Raw genomic sequence first — 17,541 nt, 5'->3', positions numbered from 1 at the left:
GAGATGAACAGGATGAAACTCAAAAGTTTATTTATCGCTAACGCCTTGCTGCTGGGTGCGGGTTTTATGGCGAATGCGCAGGCTGCAACTTCCCCGCAACCCGATAACGCAGCGCTGATCAAACAGGGCGAATATGTGGCGCGTCTGGGCGACTGCGGCGCCTGTCATACGGTGGCGGGGAAACCGGCGTTTTCCGGCGGGCTGGCGATCAACTCCAATCTGGGCACCATTTATTCCACCAACATTACACCGGATAAAGACCACGGTATTGGCGGTTATAGCGAAGCACAATTCTCGGATGCGGTGCGCAAAGGCGTTCTGCCGGACGGCACCCGTTTGTATCCGGCGATGCCTTATCCGGATTACGCTAAAATCAACGATCAGGACATGCACGCGCTCTACGTTTACTTTATGCAGGGCGTAAAACCGAGCGCAGAACAACCGCCTGAAACCGATCTGAGTTTCCCGTTCAGCCAGCGCTGGGGCATGCGTTTCTGGAACTGGGCATTCGCGTCTGACAAACCTTTCCAGCCAATCGGCGGCGCTTCTGAGCAGGTAAACCGGGGTGCGTATCTGGTGGAAAGTCTCGGGCACTGCGGCAGTTGCCATACTCCCCGCGGTTTCGGCATGAATGAAAAGGCGCTGGACAGCAGCGACTCTGATTTCCTGGCGGGCGGTAGCCTGAATAACTGGGACGTCCCTTCCCTGCGCGGCGTGGCGCACTGGAACGAGCAGGAAATTGCCGATTATCTGGGCAAAGGGCGTAATGACAAAGCAGCAGTTGGCGGCGAAATGACGTCTGTGGTGGAAAACAGTACCGCACACATGACCGATGACGACCTCAAAGCCATCGCGGCCTACATCAAATTCCTGGGCGGTAACCCGCCGGTTCCGGCAGAGAACACGCAAAAAGCCAGCGCGACCGAAGCCAGACTGACGGCGGCGAAAAACCTCAGCGAAGGCGAGCGTTTGTATCTGGATAACTGCGGCGCCTGTCACTTTGTCACCGGCAAAGGCGCACCGGGCGTTTTCCCGCAACTGGATCAGGCAACGATTGTGAACGCGAAAGATCCGACCGGGCTGATCCACACCATTCTGGCGGGCGCGCAGCAACCGTCAACGGCACGGGCGCCGTCAACGCTGGTGATGCCGGGCTTTGCCAGCCGTCTGACGGACGAAGAAGCGGCGCAATTGTCGACCTTTATCCGTCAGGGTTGGGGCAACAACGCACCGGCAGTGACGGCGAAAGACGTCAGCGAAGTCAGAAAAACCCTGACGAAGTAATCACTTTTGCAGACTCAAACGGCTTTCCTCACGGAAGGCCGTTTTTTTATAGGCGATCAGGCAGCGGGCGTTTCATGCAAATGACGCCACAGAATTTTCCCTTCTGCATCTACCACAAATAACACCGTCGAATAACGCAGTGTTTCCGGCTGGCCGGGCAACTGCTGGCGTTCCTGATACGCGACTACCGCGCCTTTTTCACTTTCAGCAATCACCACCGGCTTTTCGACCTCAATCTTCAGCCCGCTTTTCGCGCCCCGCTGTGCCCTGAAAAAAGCACACAATGCCGGATGATCCAGCCGGTGGCCGGTGATCGTTACCATCGAATAAGCCGGACTAAACCGCGCCAGCAGTTCATCACAAACCTGCCCAGGTGCAGCGGAGTCTGAGAACCAGCGCTGAATTAACCCATGCGCATCAAACACTTCTTTCACAAAACGATTCATAACTTTTCCTGTTGGTGTTCCTGTAGAAGCCGTTCCTGAATAATGGCGTGCCCCGGTAACCGCAGACACAACATGATGGGAATAATGACGCTGGACGCCGCAACGGTGAAACTCAGCGGATAGGCGAATGCCGGAACAGAAAGCTGCCAGGCACTCAGCATCACGCTGACCAGCGTCACGCCAAGACAAAAACTCAGCTGGCGGTTGATGTTCCACAGGGCGCTGGCGTCAGCCAGTTGTTCAGTACGGATATGTAAAAACGCAGCGCTTTGCGCCGTACTGCTGCACAGACTGCTGCCAGCCCCCATCAAAGTGAACGCCGCGATTGCCAGCCACGGCGCTGCGGGAAACACACTGAGCAGCGCCAGCAAACCAATACCCGCGCCCTGAATCAGACAGCCCGGAATAAATAACGCCCGCGGCCCGAGCCGGTTAAACATTTTGCCGGTAAAACTGATGGCAGCAAATGACGCCAGCGACCACGGCAACATCAGCCCGCCCGACTGCGCCGCCGAGAAGTGGTGTTCATTCTGCAGATACAGCATGGCAATCAGGCTGACGCCGGTAAACACACCGGGAATACACTGATAAATCAGCATGCCGGTGCGCAATAACGGATCTTTTATCAGCGTCAGATCCAGCAGCGGCTCAGGGTGTTTTCGCGATCCCCGTACAAACATCGTCATCAGCCCTGCACCAGCCACGAATAATGCGCTGCCGCTCAGCCATTCATTGTTTTCGCCCAGAGATGTCAGCCCCCATAGCACCAGCGCCAGCCCGCCATTCAGCAGCGCAAATCCTTTCAGATCGAACCTCCCTGCCGGTTCACGTGGCGTTTGCGGCAGCCAGCACAGTGCCAGAACCCAGGCCAGAGACGACAGCGGCAGGCTGGCAATAAACACCCAGCGCCAGCTAAAACTGTCCACGATAATGCCGCCGAGAGCCGGAGACAGCGCCGGTGCCAGCAGCCCGACCAGCATGATCACCGCAGACAGCCGGGCGCGTTCATGGCTGCGGTACAGTGCATAAGTCAGCGTCTGCCCGAGCGGGATCAGCAATCCGCCGCCAAGCCCCTGCAAAACCCGCCAGCCAATCAGCGTGGTCAGGCTTGCGGCGCCCGCTGCAGCGAGTGAGGCAAGCATAAAAATCGTCAGCGAGAGGATAAACACCCGCCGCGCACCGAAACGCCCCGCCAGCCAGCGGCTGAGCGGAATAACCAGTGTCAGCCCCAGAATATATCCGGTACTGACCCACGCCAGCGCGCTGACCGGTGCCTGAAATTCCCGTGCAATGCCGGGATACGCCACATTGGCGATAAACATGTTGATCAGATCAACGAAAAAACCGAGCAAATACACTGCGGCAACCCGCGCCCTGTGACTCATTCTTACGTATCCACAATGGGTAAAGGCGGGCAATGTAACGGAGAAGTTCTTACGGATAAACGGACGCGGTGCAGTTACACTGTCAAAATTATTTTGACAGTAAGGACGCACAGGATGCTGAATTTACAGCGGCTGGAGATTTTCGTCGCGGTGGTTAACGCAGGCAGTTTTACCGGCGGAGCAGTCTCCCTCGGGCTGACCAAAGCGGTAGTGAGTTTTAATGTGAAGCAACTGGAAAGTGAAACTGGCGTCGCACTGCTGACCCGAAGTACCCGGCGGCTGGCACTGACGGAATCAGGCGAACGCTTTTATCAACGCTGTCAGGATTTATTGCAGGAAGCCGAAGCGGTGCTCGACGACGTGCGTCGTGATCACGCTGGCCTGAGCGGTCAGTTGCGGATCACCAGTACCCCGGAATACGGCGCGCGCGTGGTGGTTCCGGCGCTGGCGGCGTTTTCTGCACTGCATCCGCAACTGCGCATTCAGCACGTCGCCTCTTCACATCACGACGACCTGATCGCCGGACGTTTTGATCTGGCGATCCGTCTCGGCCAGTTGACTGATTCTAGTCATCACGCCGCCGCACTCGGGCGTTTCGGTATACTGCCGGTGGCATCTCCGGCCTTTTTGCGCGAACACGGAAACATCACTACGCCGGACCAGTTGGCCGCAAGCCGGTGGATCGCTCACAGCCGTCTGCCGTTACCTATGAGCTGGCCGGTCACTGATGCTCAGGGAAAGCAAAACCCGTTTCGCGTGACGACGCCGCCCGCCATTGTGGCCGACAGCGCCTCGGCGTTGTTAGCCTTTGCGCTGGCAGGTGCAGGCGTCGTGCTGTTGCCGGACTGGCTGGTGCAGCCGGAAATCGACGCACAGCGTTTATGCCATGTGCTGCCCGGTCACCGTTTTCCGCCACAGGGCATTTTCGCGCTGTATCCTAACACCCGTCACGTGCCTGAAAAGGTGCGAAGCTTTATTGATTTTCTGCAAAGCCGGCTGGCGGAGTTCCCCGCCCAAGCTAAGATTTAACTCAGCTCACGGGAGGAAACATTCATTATGATCATCGAGACATCACGGTTGCTGCTCCGGCCTGTTACGGCTGAGGATATTCCCACGTTTTTTGCTATTTACGGCGATCCGCAAACCAATCTTTTTAACCCGCGCGGGCCATTGCCGGACATCGCGGCAGCACAGGAAAAACTGAACAGCTGGCTGAGGGAATGGCCGGATAATGGTTACGGGCACTGGGCCATTGCGCACAATCATCAACCGGATCAGATTATCGGTTTCGGCGGGCTGGGTATCCGTGAAGGCTACGAAAATCACCGTGTGTTTCTTGGCTATCGCTTTGCGACAACAGCGTGGGGAAAAGGACTGGCAACGGAGTTTGCCAGCACAGCGCTCAGCACCGGTTTTGAGAAACTGGGCATACCGCGGATTTCGGCTACCGTACGTGAAAATCATCTGGCTTCACAGCGCGTTCTGGAAAAAATCGGCATGCAGAAAGTGGGTTTTGAGGGCGATCCGCTCCATGGCACGGGCAGTTACCTTTACCGGCAGACCAACCCGCGCACAGTCAGCGGCCCATCGTTCAGCTGACATAAAACCACCTTGGGCGATCGTCCCCCGCCTGAGATCGGAAAATTCTGAGTCTCAGGCATTGCTAGCTTTTTTTTTTCTAAAAATACCTGTACAACTTTCTATATCTTGTATAACTTTATAGTCACACAGGCAATCATTACTCACACATCTATTAACATAAGGGTTAATTATGCGTCAGAACAGACACAACGGAATGGCCCCGGACACGTCTCATTCCTTATACAGTCAGGTCTTTTCTGAAGAGGAAACAATGGGGCGCGTTGTTGTTGAAATTCTTGAGGCGGGAAAGAACCTCAATCGCAAAGCTTTATGTTCAAAACTTTTAAATCGTGTTGAAGCGGCTGGAAGTGAAGAAGAGGAAAAGCATTATATGAAGCTTATCCGTCTGGTACTTGAACGAGATTCATGATCCACCCTGATTAAGATCATAGTGCAAAGATTGGCTTCATAGCATTTCAGTTCGACATATTATGCGGGCTTGATTAATTCACAGCCTACCAAATTTTATGCCCTCAGGCGTAAAGTACCAACTCTGAACCTGAAGCTAATCTGCCCGAGAACTTTGGCCGGCATATATTCAGAGGCTGCTAATATGTACAGAAGTAATGAAGAAAGACTGACTGATAAGCTGATAGGTGAGGCCGTAATTTCCTTGCTTAAATCGAAGAACCCGATATCGACTGACAGACTCATCGCACAATTACAGTTTATGGCTGCAAGTGCTGACAACATAAATCGAAAAAGTGCCTGCGAGCGGATTATTAATGAGATCCGCCATGATCTGGCTGATAAACGTGCGCGAATTACCTACGAAGTGCGGGATGTCGATAATGTACGACACTTTTTCAATGCTGAAGGGCCGTCCGATGACAAGAAAAGACATTGATTCATCAAAGAATCATTCGCTAAATCAGGGCGATGCGATGAATTCAAACCCATCCCAGACGATGACAGATTCTGTTTATCACTCAGATGTTTATAACTATTTCAACAATGCGGGCGAACTGTTTTTGAGTGAAACCGAAGTGTTGGGTGCCGCTATTCGCGTCATTCTGGCCGAACAAGGCAAAGTGACAAATAAAGCCATTATATTGCACCTGATTACACAGCTTGAATGCACATCCGATGTGGTGCAGTTGGATATTCTGCGTAGTGCACTGGAAATGGTTGTGGGTATGACACCCGAAAATTCCGGCGTCTGATCCCGGCTGATTAGATTTATTATATTTAATAATTTCACGTTCATTTTTGAAAACCGAACGTGACTTCACTCATAAACAGCAAGTGCGGAGGGTATCAAAATGCAAGATGTGTCTTATACTCATGTCAAATTAGCTGATTATATTCTGACAGAAGACCCGGAACTTCTGGTCGGAAATGAAACTGTCATCCGTATTTATAATAATTTAAAAAATCGGAAAGAACGGGTAACCCATAAAGATATTATTCTTTACCTGATTCAAAAAATTGAGCAGGAAAGTGATTCGGGTAAACAGGATGTATACTTAGAGGCACTTGAATACGTCGTATACCGCACTCCTGATGATGATGTCGTATAATATATCACCTGCGTAGCGTTAAGACTTTGCGAATCAGCCGGATAAATATTTTATATTTGTCCGGCTGATTCATTTAATCTTACTGAAATCTTTTATCGGACTTTTGATATTTAAAGATTTCGGTTTGTTAACAGATATTCCTGCTTAACTTCCGGCCACGCGACAACCGGTGCTCCATTTAGCCTTGGTGAAGCAAACAGCGAGCCCTGGAAATTACACACCCCTGCCGCATCGAGCCACATCCATTCTTCTGCTTTTTCAACACCCGTCGCGATAACCGATATTTCCAAAGAAGAGCAAAACCTGATAATGGCCTGAACAATGGCCTGTTTGGGTCCGCTGGTATGAATGTCACAAATCATATTGCGGTCAATCATAATCTTTTCCGGCTGGCATTGAGTCAGCAACAACAATCCCGCTGATCCTGCGCCGAAATCATCAATCGCCAGTCGCATTCCTGAGGCTTTAAGCTGTTGCAACGCTGTAACGAAATTATCTTCGCGTGTCACGACGCCGTTCTCGGTGATTGCCACGACAATCTGCTCCGGAACCAGACCATGAGCAGTAATCTCATGAACTAAAAATCCGATAGCATCAGGTACCCGGACTAACGTCATAGGCAAAAGTTTGATTGTCAGCGTTTTGTCGCTGATCCCCATCTTCTGTGCCAGTGCAAAAGCCAGCTTTTTGGTTTTCAGGTCAGCTTCATAAATGGTTGTTCTGGAAAGCGCAGAAAAGTACTCCATCGGAGAACCGCCACCTGGACCGCACAGACGGGCTTCGTAAGAGGTAATCTCGCGACTCAGTGGATCAACAATGGGCTGATACGTAAAGCTGTAATCCTTCATCTCGGGAAAGATAAATCCTGCTTCAGGTTTCAGTGACTCATCGGCGATAAAAGACCAGGAATCCGCCGGAAGAATTTCGAGATAATTTTCCTTTTCACGAGCCTGTACAAAGGTGCACAAAAATTGAAGCGCGCGGTCTTCATAGGTCAGCCGGTATTTGGACGTCCCCTTATCCAGCACGGCCTGAAGGACAACATCTTCGTGATGGTGCCTGAGGTCAAAAAGTTCCATCCCCACATTACCGAAGCGGCGCGACGGCGCGTAATCACGCATGAGAACAACGACATTATTATGCCGCTGATCGCTGCAAATCGTATTATAAATAGCATCGACGGCCTCTTCCGGCCCTTCCAGCAACTGGAAAAAGTGCATTCCGTCAAAAAGCAGAATACCGGTAATACTGTTGCGTTCATTCCCGATGTTGGCTCGCGACACCATCTCTTCCAGAGAAGCAGGCAGGACAGAGTCACTGATGTGGCTGCGGTAGACGAGGGTTAAAAGCATTAAGAAATTCCAGGGCAGGCTTCAGTTATGAACCCCACGATAACAGAAATTTTATTTACGGAAAAATCTCAATTGATTATCTTCGCTAACATATTGTGGTGAAAAAATGCCGTGATGCTCAGGCCTGTGACCATTAAGAGTAATGGCGCGGTTGCCATTTTGGAGGATAATCGCTGACATTCTATTCATTTACAGGAAACAGGGCATGACTCAACAACCCGCACCAGAAGATTTTTACAGCGAAAAATACGGCCTGACCCGTACCCACTCAGAAATCATCAACGCCGCACAGCATGTCCGGCCGTGTAAAGCACTGGATTTAGGCTGTGGCAGCGGGCGTAACTCGCTGTATCTGAACCTGAAAGGGTTTGAGGTGACGGGCTGGGATAACAACGCCATAAGCGTCGCAAAAGTGAATGATATTATCGCGGCGGAATCACTGAATAACATCAATATCAGCGAAGCTGATCTGAACACGCACCGTTTCAGCGGTGAATATGATTTTATCTTTTCCACCGTGGTCATGATGTTTCTGCAACGCGACAGCATCCCGCGCATTATTGAAGACATGCATGCGGCCACCAACACGGGCGGTTATAACCTGATTGTGGCTGCCATGGACAGCCCGGATTATCCGTGCCCGCTGCCCTTCCCGTTCACGTTCAAGCCGTCAGAACTGCGTGATTATTATCGCGGCTGGGAAATCGTGAAATACAACGAAGATGTCGGCGAACTGCATAAACGCGACGAAAACGGAGACCGTTACAAGTTGCGGTTTGCGATGCTGCTGGCAAGAAAAATCTGATATCCATCAGTCCTTCGCAGGCAAACCCTGCATAGCCTGGCTTTTCGACTAAACTTAAATTCCACCCAAAAAGGAGCACGATATGTCATCACAAGACTTTGATAAAGATCCTAGCCGTGTGGAAGATAAAGTAGAAAACACGGTTAACCAGTTTGCCGGTGAAGCGCAAAAGCAATTTGGAGATTTTGTTGACTCTCCGAAACATCAGCTTAAAGGTGCTGCACGCAAATACTCCGCGCAGGCGAGTGAAGCAGTTTCTGACGTGGCGGATAAAATCAAAGAAAATCCGCTGTCGGGATTGATTGCTGCCGGTGCGATTGGCGTGGTTCTGGGGCTACTTTTAGGCCGCAAATAACCGTCCGGGAGAAACAGATTTCTCCTACACAAATTATTCACAAAAAGAGGGTATGATCTTGTCTTCTGTAGCAATCTACAGATTACTCAGACATTCCCCTTGTAGCAAATCCAATACCCGTCTCCCCTGACGGGTATTTTTTTGCCAGCTTGCGTGAATCATTGCCCTTTACCGACCAGCTGAGCGGCTTTGACGAAAATTTCATCTTCCACACCGTCCCCTTTTTTACGCCCGAGCCGCCGCAGTTCATCAATGATGCTCTCCCGGTTAATAATCGTTCCGCTGGAAATTAACCCCATAACAGCCGCACCAATGGCCAGCCCGATCAGGCCTGTCTTTTCGCTTTCGTCCTTCATGATGACCCCGGTAAATTATTCGAATTTTTCAGATAACGCTCAGTATCTATAGCTGATGTAATGCCATTTGTCAGAATTCGGGCACAGCCGGGATCGCATTTTTCTATCAGGGTTAAGGGTATCCAGCATCCGGCTGGCATAGCCTGAGACGGAGAAATTCCGCCTTGTCAGCAGTCTGTAAAAGACCTATATTTAGACCGAAGCCTCGACAGGAGCAGTAAAACATGCAAATACAGACCATCAGCTTCGTGAAGAAGCATGCCGCTGCGCTTGATTTATCACAACCTATACTGGTCACTCAGAATGGTGAACCGGCTTATGTGATTGAATCCTATGAAGACAGGCAAAAAAGGGATGAAACCATCGCTTTACTCAAGCTGCTGACACTGGCAGAAAATGATAAAGCTGAAGGCCGGACATTGACGAGGGAACAGTTGTTAGCAGATCTCTACTGATGAGTCACTCATCTCATCGGCTCATTATTGGGATCAATTTATGTCTGCCACGAAAAGTAAAATTACGATTGAGTACCTGCAAACTGTAAAGCTATCCATTGATGAAATCGCTTCGTTCCAGACCTTACAGGGAAACGACCCTTTAAAGATCATCAACGCTGTATTAGATGAGTTTGAAACAAAAGTGAAAGTATTTCCTTTGTCCTGCCCGGTTTCACCTGATCTTGCAGCGCTGGGGATTATCAAGTATCGCGAATGCAGTACGTTGAGCGGTTATCGCATCATATATACCTATGATGAACCGGCAAATTTGATCTCTGTCTATGTGCTGCTTTCGCAGCGGCAAAATGTTCAGGCGCTGCTGTTTAAAAAGCTGATCATGGGCTAACAACGCAAAAGCCACGCAAACATCGCGTGGCTTTTTTCAGCGCGTCATCCTCTGTTAAATCATCAGTTTTCCAGCTGGTACGTCAGCGTAATCTCGGCTTTCAGAACCTGTGAAACCGGGCAGCCAGCTTTGGCTTTTTTGATGATTTCATCGAATTTATCTTTATCGATGCCTGGCAACTTCACTTTGCTGTCGAGCGCGATTTTGGTGATCGCAAAGCCGCCATCCACTTTATCGAGTGAAACATCTGCGACAGTATCGATGCTTTCCGGCGTGTGCCCCGCTTCGCCGAGCATCAGCGAGAGCGCCATGGAGAAGCAGGCTGAGTGCGCCGCGCCAATCAGTTCTTCCGGGTTAGTGCCTGGCTTACCTTCAAAGCGGGTGTTGAATCCATAGGGTTGTTCCTTCAGGGCACCGCTTTCAGAAGAGATGTAACCTTTACCGTGTTTAATATCGCCTTCCCAGTGTGCCTGTCCTTTCTTATGAATGGTCATATTTTCCTCCGGTTTGCATTACATTAACGTTAAGTATAGCTTCTGATCGGTGATCCGCGAGGATGGCCGGGCTATGCGGTCTGCGGGTAACTTTTCTATAAATCACAACAAAATAGATAACCGAGGAATAAAGCATGTTTAAACCGCAAGATGTTGTTCAGTCCAAAACCGGCGGCCCGAAAATGATCGTCCGTCGTGTTGAAGGCGACACGCTGTGGTGCTCGCGTACGGACGACTTTTCTGCCACTGAAATTGAAGTAAAAGCCGACACCGTGGATCTGTATCACGAAGACGGCGATTTTGGCGTGTGCTGATCACTCCATCAATTTATCCCTCAAGGCTGCCACGGCGGCCTTTTTGTTTTCGCCAGATTGCCAAAAAGCAAAACATGAATTAATATTCGATATTATTAAATAATAATTCACGAGAACAATGATACATGGACGCCAGCATTCCGGTAGAGAAACAGTTTCAGGCCTATAACCACCACGATCTCGATGCCTTTTCCGCCTGCTACAGCGAAGACTTTATCGCCTATCGCATGCCCAATATGTTGCCTTCCTTAGAGGGGAAAGACGCACTCAGAACGTTCTATAAAAACCACCGGTTCAACAACAGCGCATTACGTGCTGAGCTGATCTCACGAACCGTGCTGGGCAATAAAGTATTTGACCATGAAATGATCTACGGAATTTATGAGAACCCCGTCAACAGCATTGCCGTGTTTGAAGTCGAAAACGGGCTGATTAAGACAGCCTGGTTCTATTTTGAATAATCATGCATTTTTTGTGACTGGAAGTATTCATTGGTTGCGGATGGATATCCTCAATCATAATTTCCAATTATGTAAAATTCTGAATATAGTGGTCGGAAATTACTGAGAATAATCTGATCAAGGGACCGGCCATAATGAATAAGCCTTTTGCGTGGATGTCTGTGTTTGTTGCCGCCGCATTTTTAAGCGGATGCGCGCAGCCAACAGTTAAAAACACTGAGCAGGATCAGTCAGCACTGAATACCCGTTGCTACAGTGAGTTCAGGGCACTTCAGACGCTGGATAAACAAGCTTTCAATGTTTATAAGCAACAATTTAGTCAGCTCAACGACGCATATGCAGTTTATAAAACCAATGCTTCGCTGATTAACAAAGACTCCAAAGAAATGTTTGCGCTTGAATTAAAAGATAAGCAGACACTTATCTGTGCCCGAGTTAAAAGCGCCGTGTTCAATAACATGAATCAGCGTTCTCAGATGCTCAACGATATCTAACAGAATCAGACATTGAATCCTGGGATTTTATAATCTCAGGATTCAATGATTACTCTACCATCCTGCCAGCATTACCAGCCTTTCACCGCATCCCCGTGATAGATAGCGTCCGCGGCTTTCACTGTCGCATCCGTCTGATAAGCCTCAACCAGCTCCTTCACGGCCTGGCTGTCTTTGTTATCTTCACGTGCCACGATGATATTCACGTAAGGTGAATCTTTATCTTCGACAAACAGGCCATTTTTGCCCGGCGTCAGCCCGACCTGTCCTGAATAAGTGGTATTGATGATCGCCAGTTCAATTTTGTCGTCATCAATGGCGCGTGTCAGTTGCGGCGCTTCGATCTCAACAATTTTGAGATGCTTTGGATTTTCAATGATATCCAGAGACGTCGGCAGCAAACCTACGCCCTCTTTCAGTTTGATCAAACCTTCTTTTTGCAGCAATAACAGCGAACGGCCAAGGTTAGTCGGGTCATTAGGCACCGCAACCTGCGCGTTATCACTGAGCTGATCAATGGATTTTATCTTGCGGGAGTATCCTGCAATCGGATAGACGAAGGTTTTCCCCACTTCCACCAGCTTGTAGCCACGCTCTTTGATCTGCTTATCCAGATAGGGACGGTGCTGGAACGAGTTTACATCAATGTCACCGCTGCTCAGCGCCGAGTTTGGCAACACGAAATCGTTGAAGGTCACGACTTCCACATCAAGGTTATATTTGTCTTTGGCAGTCTTTTTGATGGTTTCCCACATCTGCTGATCGATACCCGCGCTGATACCCACTTTAATGTGGTTTTCCTGCGATTTTTGATCACAGGCACTCAGCGCCAGTGCGCCCACCAGAGATAATGCCAGAACTGAAAATTTTAGTGTTATGCGCATAACGGTTTTACTCTTTCCGTGAATAATTAAAAGGTTGAAACAGCATCGCTGAAGATGCTCAGTGTTTCAAAGCCTGTCGGGATGCGCAAATACGAAAAAGAAATAACCTAGAGCGGGAATGCTGCCGGAACCCGCTGTATGCAGGTTCCGGCAGGAGGATTGTCTTATGTGGAAAGATTTCCTGATCGTAAACCGATCATTTGCCCGCCGCGTGTAATACCGCAGGTTGCGGGCGGGACAGGAAAATGGTGATGCCCGCCAGCAATGTCAGCACACCGCCGAGCAGGAAGGCACTGCTGACGCCCGCGCTGTCAGCGAGGATCCCGCCGAACAATGCGCCCAGCGCCAGCGACGTCTGGAAGACACACACCAGCAACGCCGAGCCGGTTTCAAACAACGCAGGCGACGCCTGATACGTCCAGATATTCAGACACACCGGCAGCGCACCAAACGCCAGTCCCCAGAGGATCACCAGTGCACAGGCCAGCGCCAGCGGCACCGGGAACAGCGACAACACCAGCACCGAGGCGCTGAGCAACAGCATATTGAGCATAAACGCTTTCTTTACACCGAGCTCACGGACAGTAATTTCCGTGGTAAGCGTGCCTAATAACCCCGCCACACCGTAGCCCATCAGTAACAAAGAAATATTGCTGGCTGAAAGATGCAGGCTAAACCGCAGCCACGGCTCGAGGTAGGTATACGCCGCGAAATGGCCGCCCGCCATAAATACGCCAATGATCAGCGCGTAGCGGATCCCCGCGACTTTCGTGACGCTGAGCATCGCACGCAGGCCGATAGAGTGTTGTGCCGGCAGCGAAGGCAGCGCCAGCCATTGCAGCACGAAAAACGCCAGCGCCAGCACGGCGTTAAGCATAAATGCCATGCGCCAGCCGAACAGATCTCCGATAAAGGCGCCTGCCGGTACACCTGCGACCGTGCCGACCGCCACGCCCGCAGTGATCAGCGAAATGGCCCGGGCGCCCTGCTCCTCTGACACCAGCCGCCGCCCGGAAGGAATAGCAAATGACCAGAAACCACCGACACCGATGCCCAGAATTATGCGTCCGATCAGCAGAATGTTGAATGACTGCGCCATCACGGCGATACCGTTGGCCACGATCACCGTCGCGGAGAGCAATAATAATAAGGTGCGGCGATCCATTTTTCGGGCAAACAGCATGATCAGCGGCGCAGAAATCGCGGCAACTAAACCGGGCAACATCACTGCCAGACCGGCATGCCCTTCAGTGACACCCAGAGATTGCGCGATGGGCGACAGTAAACCGATCGGCAGAAATTCGGTATTAACCAGCGCGAAGGTGCCGCAGGCCAGTGAGAAAACCGCCAGCCAGCGGCGGAATGCAGAAGTTTCTGGCCGGGTGTCCAGCGATGAGCACTCAGTCATTTTATGATCCTTAGCAAGGTGAATTATTTCGAAGGTGTTGTTTTAGTATTTGAACGTAATAAACGTGATCACCATCACAGGGTCAAGCCCTTTTCATAATGACTGCCAGGGTATTTCTTATGCACCTGCCAGATAAGCCAGTCTCCGCCTGCGATGCAGGCTGCAGAGGCGCGCGGAGGTTCAAACGGAAAAGGCACATACAGATAACGCGGACAGGAAATGATTCCACATATAAGTATGTTGTAACTAAATTGCAGAAAAAGAGATCAACCGCCGGATGCGGCGGCGAATAACGTGACGGGGAAAGAGCGTTTCAGGGTTAATGCGACACAGATTTAGAATAAAGCTGGATGATCATAATGCCGACAGCGATGCAGCCCATGCCAATCAGCGCCGGAGTATCAAGCCGCTGTTTGTAGATGAAGAATGACATGGCCGAAACAAGGAAAATCCCCATGCCTGCCCAGATAGCGTAGGCGATGCCGATATTCATCACTTTAACGACCTGAGAAAGTCCATAAAAGGATATGGCATAACCGACGACCACAATGACGCTCGGCACTAACCGGGTGAATCCATCAGACGCCTTCATCATAGTCGTCGCCAGTGTTTCAGCGCAGATAGAAACAGCAAGGATGAGATATATTTTGAACATAAGACCTTCTCAATATGAGATTTATAAAAATAAAGCATTACCCCGCAGAGTCTTACATTAAACCGTCTTAACGGCAATCATGCAGGGTTTTACTGTTGTCATAAAAATAACCGGGCACAAATACGCCGAATGGCCGGAAATTATTATGTCAGCGCCCTGTCACAACGCCGGTGTGCTTCTCCCGCTTTATGATTTTCTTCTTTTATTGCAGGCGCAATTTCAAGCAAATCTTTCCTGATACGGCAGATATCATGTCAGTTCGAAGTTTTTAAAGTGGCGAAACCAATGACTATTTCATCGACAACGAAAGAATTTATACTCTCATGCTTAGAGAAAGTGGGTGTTGACAATAGAAAGTTGGCGGCTATTGCACAGGGAGCTGATATCTACGGGCCTGAAGGGTTACTGGACTCAATCCATTTAGTGGGCTTTATCGCAGAGATGGGCGAATGGATGGAAGCCAGAACCGAGGTTTCCGGGAGTTTTTTTGATATCCTCGATGGCGATCTTTTCGAAAACTTCAAAAATATCAATCAGATTGAATCACTGTTATCCCGGAGGTTTAGCGATGTCAGCTTTTCCTCCTGATAGCCAGTTTATCAGTACAGAAAAAATCGACGACATTCCTTATCAGCGTCTGGCTGACAGGGTGCCGACGCCGTTTTATGCCTACAGCGCCTCGCAAATAAAGGCCGACTTTTCAGCATTAAAAAAGTCACTTCCGGATGAGATTCATTATTTTTATTCGCTCAAAGCTAATCCCAATAAAACACTGGTTCAGTTGTTAAACCGGGAAGGAACAGGTTGTGAAGTGTGTTCTCTGGCAGAACTGGAAACAGTGATAAGTCAGGGTGTGCCCCCGGAGGATATTATTTTTGTGGGTCCCGGAAAATACATTGCTGAATTAACCCAATGTTGTCGCATCGGTATTAAAGCTGTCGTCATCGAATCCATTGAAGAAATAAAACTTCTGAATGATATTGCTGCCAGCATGGGCGTTATACAAACCATCGCCTTGCGCATCAACCCTGAGTTTACGGGCGAAAAAGCCAAACTGGTGATGAGCGGCAAACCACGGCAATTTGGCATCGACGAACAACTTTTACCGCAGGCATTTGCCTGTGTCGCACAACAGGAAAATTTACGACTGGCGGGGATCCATATTTATCTCGGTACACGGATCCTCGACTGGCAAGCGCTGGCTAAAAATACCCTGAATATTCTGTCACTGGCGGGATCTTTGCAGGAGATCTACCAGGTCGATTTTGATTTTGTCGATGTCGGCGGGGGTTTTGGCGTCAGGTATTTTGATAAAGAAAAGCCACTGGATATTGTTGCGCTCGGTGGCGCGTTAGCGCCCGTTATCCGCAATTATCATGACAAATTTCCGCGCTGTAAGATCATCGTCGAACTGGGCAGATATCTGATTGCCCGTGCAGGCATTTTCGTCACCCGCGTTAATTATCTTAAACCCTCCCGGGACGAATGGTTCGCGGTGTGTGATGGCGGAGCCAACTGTCACGGCAGCGCCGCTGGCATCAACTCGCTGATCCGGCGTAATTTTCCGATGGCCCGTCTGGGTGAAACCCGTGCCGGGACACAACATCGTTATCAGGTCACCGGCCCGCTTTGTACCCCCACCGATATATTAGGTGAAAACATTATGCTGGCGGAACTGCATCCGGGCGACCTGATCGGCATCGGACATTCAGGCGCATACGGGGCCAGTGCTTCACCCGTCAACTTTTTAAGTTTTGGTCATCCCGCCGAAATTCTGGTGGAGAAAGGTCAGGCTTTCCTTATCCGAACCGCAGATAGCATTGAGACATTATTGGCACCTCAGATATGTCAGCCTTTATCTGTCGGAAATGCCTGAGGAATCTGTATGTCTCTGGAATTTTCAGCCTCCAATATTCTTTGGCATGAGTTTGAAAAAAATAACAATCCTTCTGCTACGGTGGAGAGTGAACAACTGGATAAAGTTAAAAGTTTTGTTAACGCTTTTTTTCAGTCACATTCCCGCACATGCGAAGCCCAGCTTCAGCCCGTCTCCCGTTGGGTTAACTCTCAAAACCTGACATTCACGACGATGCTCAAAAAACTGGTGACCCAGTTGGAAGAGCAGGCGCTGGTCAATGACCTGGATCTGGTGGTGCTGACCCACTGGACGCCCGATGCTGAAATTGGCGCTTCAGTGACCAATGCCATTATTTATGAAACCGGTTCTCATAACGCTTTTGGTATTGCCATCAGCGATCATGGTTTAAGCAGTGGATTTGTCGCGTTGCAAATCATTGAAGATTACCTGGAAGATATCAGCGGGGACAAACGTCCGCGTAAAGCCCTGCTGATGATGGCAGATCAGGATGCCATTCTGTATGACAGCCCTTATCTCGCCAATTTCCACCCTGCGGCCAGTTGCTGTTTGCTCCTTTTACAAAGCAACGCGACCCACGAACCCCATAAGGTCGCCGGTAATATTACCTTTAAAAATTATCAGAAAACCTCGCTGCCGGTTTCAACGGCGGACATTTATCCCCTGCTTTCCACGCTGAAGATGTTCAGTGCCGCTGAAAACGCATTGCCGCTGATTATTCTGACCAGCAAATCGTTTTCACAGGTTCTGCAACGGGATGCCAACTTCTCGGGTGTCAGGATAGAAACCTGGGACGATGCTTTACTGTCTTCAGCACCCTGGGTGTTATTAAAAAAACTCGCTCAGAAAAATACGCGGTTCTTATTAATGATGCCGGAAGGGAAGAATATGATCTTCGCCAGTTTTGTGATGGAGAGCTGAAGGTGTATATCCATGCCATCACAAGCCTGATAGCTCCGGTTCTTACC

General features: G+C 49.9%; 25 protein-coding genes. 17 read left to right on the top strand and 8 right to left on the bottom strand.

What is annotated here, in order from left to right:
- Window positions 1-12 precede the first annotated feature (12 nt).
- Window positions 13-1,284, top strand: a complete 1,272-nt coding sequence (locus LC431_RS14465; protein WP_370633847.1) for a cytochrome c — start codon at window positions 13-15, stop codon at window positions 1,282-1,284.
- A 56-nt stretch (window positions 1,285-1,340) separates the two neighbouring features.
- Here the strand turns inward: LC431_RS14465 and LC431_RS14460 are convergent, their stop codons facing one another.
- Together LC431_RS14460 and LC431_RS14455 are read right to left on the bottom strand one after the other, a co-directional pair.
- On the bottom strand, window positions 1,341-1,730 hold the full coding sequence (locus LC431_RS14460; protein WP_013577919.1) for a hypothetical protein: 390 nt from the start codon (window positions 1,728-1,730) through the stop codon (window positions 1,341-1,343).
- Window positions 1,727-3,115 (bottom strand): MFS transporter, encoded by a 1,389-nt coding sequence (locus LC431_RS14455; RefSeq protein ID WP_121019834.1) that lies wholly within the window; start codon window positions 3,113-3,115, stop codon window positions 1,727-1,729. The genes LC431_RS14460 and LC431_RS14455 overlap by 4 nt, the downstream gene beginning before the upstream one ends.
- A 114-nt stretch (window positions 3,116-3,229) precedes the next feature.
- Here LC431_RS14455 and LC431_RS14450 point away from each other — a divergent pair, with 114 nt between their 5' ends.
- From LC431_RS14450 to LC431_RS14425, 6 genes are all read left to right on the top strand, one after another.
- A complete protein-coding gene (locus LC431_RS14450; RefSeq protein ID WP_013577921.1) occupies window positions 3,230-4,144 on the top strand; it encodes a LysR family transcriptional regulator in 915 nt (304 codons plus the stop codon).
- 27 nt (window positions 4,145-4,171) lie between these two features.
- Window positions 4,172-4,714: a GNAT family N-acetyltransferase gene (locus LC431_RS14445; RefSeq protein WP_013577922.1), complete on the top strand. Its 543-nt coding sequence runs from the start codon at window positions 4,172-4,174 to the stop codon at window positions 4,712-4,714.
- A 172-nt stretch (window positions 4,715-4,886) separates the two neighbouring features.
- Window positions 4,887-5,126, top strand: a complete 240-nt coding sequence (gene ycgZ, locus LC431_RS14440) for a regulatory protein YcgZ (RefSeq protein ID WP_013577923.1) — start codon at window positions 4,887-4,889, stop codon at window positions 5,124-5,126.
- A gap of 183 nt (window positions 5,127-5,309) precedes the next feature.
- Complete coding sequence (locus tag LC431_RS14435; RefSeq protein WP_013577924.1) at window positions 5,310-5,603, top strand: hypothetical protein; 294 nt, start codon at window positions 5,310-5,312, stop codon at window positions 5,601-5,603.
- Window positions 5,584-5,919 carry a biofilm/acid-resistance regulator YmgB/AriR gene (locus LC431_RS14430; RefSeq protein WP_223510022.1) on the top strand — a complete coding sequence of 112 codons (336 nt, stop codon included), beginning with the start codon at window positions 5,584-5,586 and terminating at the stop codon, window positions 5,917-5,919. Before LC431_RS14435 ends, LC431_RS14430 begins: the two co-directional genes overlap by 20 nt.
- Before the next feature lie 99 nt (window positions 5,920-6,018).
- Window positions 6,019-6,276 carry a biofilm development regulator YmgB/AriR family protein gene (locus LC431_RS14425; protein WP_014416580.1) on the top strand — a complete coding sequence of 86 codons (258 nt, stop codon included), beginning with the start codon at window positions 6,019-6,021 and terminating at the stop codon, window positions 6,274-6,276.
- A gap of 110 nt (window positions 6,277-6,386) precedes the next feature.
- On the opposite strand, the gene LC431_RS14420 is transcribed toward LC431_RS14425, so the two are convergent.
- Complete coding sequence (locus LC431_RS14420) at window positions 6,387-7,628, bottom strand: diguanylate phosphodiesterase (protein WP_153376345.1); 1,242 nt, start codon at window positions 7,626-7,628, stop codon at window positions 6,387-6,389.
- A 205-nt stretch (window positions 7,629-7,833) separates the two neighbouring features.
- On the opposite strand from LC431_RS14420, the gene tehB reads away from it, so the two are divergent.
- Window positions 7,834-8,433, top strand: a complete 600-nt coding sequence (gene tehB / locus LC431_RS14415; protein WP_223510021.1) for a tellurite resistance methyltransferase TehB — start codon at window positions 7,834-7,836, stop codon at window positions 8,431-8,433.
- An 82-nt stretch (window positions 8,434-8,515) separates the two neighbouring features.
- Window positions 8,516-8,788: a YqjD family protein gene (locus LC431_RS14410; RefSeq protein ID WP_013577929.1), complete on the top strand. Its 273-nt coding sequence runs from the start codon at window positions 8,516-8,518 to the stop codon at window positions 8,786-8,788.
- A gap of 158 nt (window positions 8,789-8,946) precedes the next feature.
- Here LC431_RS14410 and LC431_RS14405 read toward each other — a convergent pair whose 3' ends face one another.
- On the bottom strand, window positions 8,947-9,144 hold the full coding sequence (locus LC431_RS14405) for a hypothetical protein (RefSeq protein ID WP_013577930.1): 198 nt from the start codon (window positions 9,142-9,144) through the stop codon (window positions 8,947-8,949).
- A gap of 224 nt (window positions 9,145-9,368) precedes the next feature.
- On the opposite strand from LC431_RS14405, the gene LC431_RS14400 reads away from it, so the two are divergent.
- Both LC431_RS14400 and LC431_RS14395 read left to right on the top strand, forming a co-directional pair.
- Entirely contained in the window at window positions 9,369-9,599 is a 231-nt protein-coding gene (locus LC431_RS14400; RefSeq protein ID WP_013577931.1) for a type II toxin-antitoxin system prevent-host-death family antitoxin, read from the top strand.
- A gap of 40 nt (window positions 9,600-9,639) precedes the next feature.
- Window positions 9,640-9,987, top strand: coding sequence for a type II toxin-antitoxin system RelE/ParE family toxin (locus LC431_RS14395; RefSeq protein WP_014416584.1), 348 nt, complete (start codon window positions 9,640-9,642; stop codon window positions 9,985-9,987).
- A 62-nt stretch (window positions 9,988-10,049) separates the two neighbouring features.
- On the opposite strand, the gene LC431_RS14390 is transcribed toward LC431_RS14395, so the two are convergent.
- Window positions 10,050-10,481 carry an OsmC family protein gene (locus tag LC431_RS14390; protein ID WP_013577933.1) on the bottom strand — a complete coding sequence of 144 codons (432 nt, stop codon included), beginning with the start codon at window positions 10,479-10,481 and terminating at the stop codon, window positions 10,050-10,052.
- A gap of 134 nt (window positions 10,482-10,615) precedes the next feature.
- Between LC431_RS14390 and LC431_RS14385 the strand changes: the two genes are divergently transcribed.
- The 3 genes from LC431_RS14385 to LC431_RS14375 all read left to right on the top strand — a co-directional run bounded on the left by LC431_RS14385 (window position 10,616) and on the right by LC431_RS14375 (window position 11,750).
- On the top strand, window positions 10,616-10,795 hold the full coding sequence (locus LC431_RS14385; RefSeq protein ID WP_013577934.1) for a hypothetical protein: 180 nt from the start codon (window positions 10,616-10,618) through the stop codon (window positions 10,793-10,795).
- 125 nt (window positions 10,796-10,920) lie between these two features.
- Window positions 10,921-11,256 carry a nuclear transport factor 2 family protein gene (locus LC431_RS14380; RefSeq protein WP_223510020.1) on the top strand — a complete coding sequence of 112 codons (336 nt, stop codon included), beginning with the start codon at window positions 10,921-10,923 and terminating at the stop codon, window positions 11,254-11,256.
- A 134-nt stretch (window positions 11,257-11,390) separates the two neighbouring features.
- Window positions 11,391-11,750, top strand: a complete 360-nt coding sequence (locus LC431_RS14375) for a hypothetical protein (protein WP_013577936.1) — start codon at window positions 11,391-11,393, stop codon at window positions 11,748-11,750.
- A 71-nt stretch (window positions 11,751-11,821) separates the two neighbouring features.
- Here LC431_RS14375 and metQ read toward each other — a convergent pair whose 3' ends face one another.
- The 3 genes from metQ to LC431_RS14360 form a co-directional block, all read right to left on the bottom strand.
- Complete coding sequence (gene metQ / locus LC431_RS14370) at window positions 11,822-12,634, bottom strand: methionine ABC transporter substrate-binding lipoprotein MetQ (RefSeq protein ID WP_037033147.1); 813 nt, start codon at window positions 12,632-12,634, stop codon at window positions 11,822-11,824.
- Between the two features lie 196 nt (window positions 12,635-12,830).
- Window positions 12,831-14,042 (bottom strand): MFS transporter, encoded by a 1,212-nt coding sequence (locus LC431_RS14365; protein ID WP_013577938.1) that lies wholly within the window; start codon window positions 14,040-14,042, stop codon window positions 12,831-12,833.
- 319 nt (window positions 14,043-14,361) lie between these two features.
- A complete protein-coding gene (locus LC431_RS14360; protein WP_013577939.1) occupies window positions 14,362-14,697 on the bottom strand; it encodes a multidrug efflux SMR transporter in 336 nt (111 codons plus the stop codon).
- 285 nt (window positions 14,698-14,982) lie between these two features.
- Between LC431_RS14360 and LC431_RS14355 the strand changes: the two genes are divergently transcribed.
- The 3 genes from LC431_RS14355 to LC431_RS14345 are packed head-to-tail and all read left to right on the top strand — an operon-like array spanning window position 14,983 to window position 17,494.
- Window positions 14,983-15,285 (top strand): hypothetical protein, encoded by a 303-nt coding sequence (locus LC431_RS14355; RefSeq protein ID WP_013577940.1) that lies wholly within the window; start codon window positions 14,983-14,985, stop codon window positions 15,283-15,285.
- Entirely contained in the window at window positions 15,266-16,573 is a 1,308-nt protein-coding gene (locus tag LC431_RS14350) for a type III PLP-dependent enzyme (protein WP_223510019.1), read from the top strand. Before LC431_RS14355 ends, LC431_RS14350 begins: the two co-directional genes overlap by 20 nt.
- 9 nt (window positions 16,574-16,582) lie before the next feature.
- Window positions 16,583-17,494 carry a hypothetical protein gene (locus LC431_RS14345; protein WP_014416588.1) on the top strand — a complete coding sequence of 304 codons (912 nt, stop codon included), beginning with the start codon at window positions 16,583-16,585 and terminating at the stop codon, window positions 17,492-17,494.
- Window positions 17,495-17,541 lie beyond the last annotated feature (47 nt).

The sequence above is a fragment of the Rahnella sp. GSA61A genome (assembly GCF_019969905.1).
Taxonomy (GTDB): domain Bacteria; phylum Pseudomonadota; class Gammaproteobacteria; order Enterobacterales; family Enterobacteriaceae; genus Rahnella; species Rahnella aceris.
The sequence above is the reverse complement of the archived record's forward strand: the minus strand, read 5'-3'. Positions and strand labels throughout refer to the sequence as shown.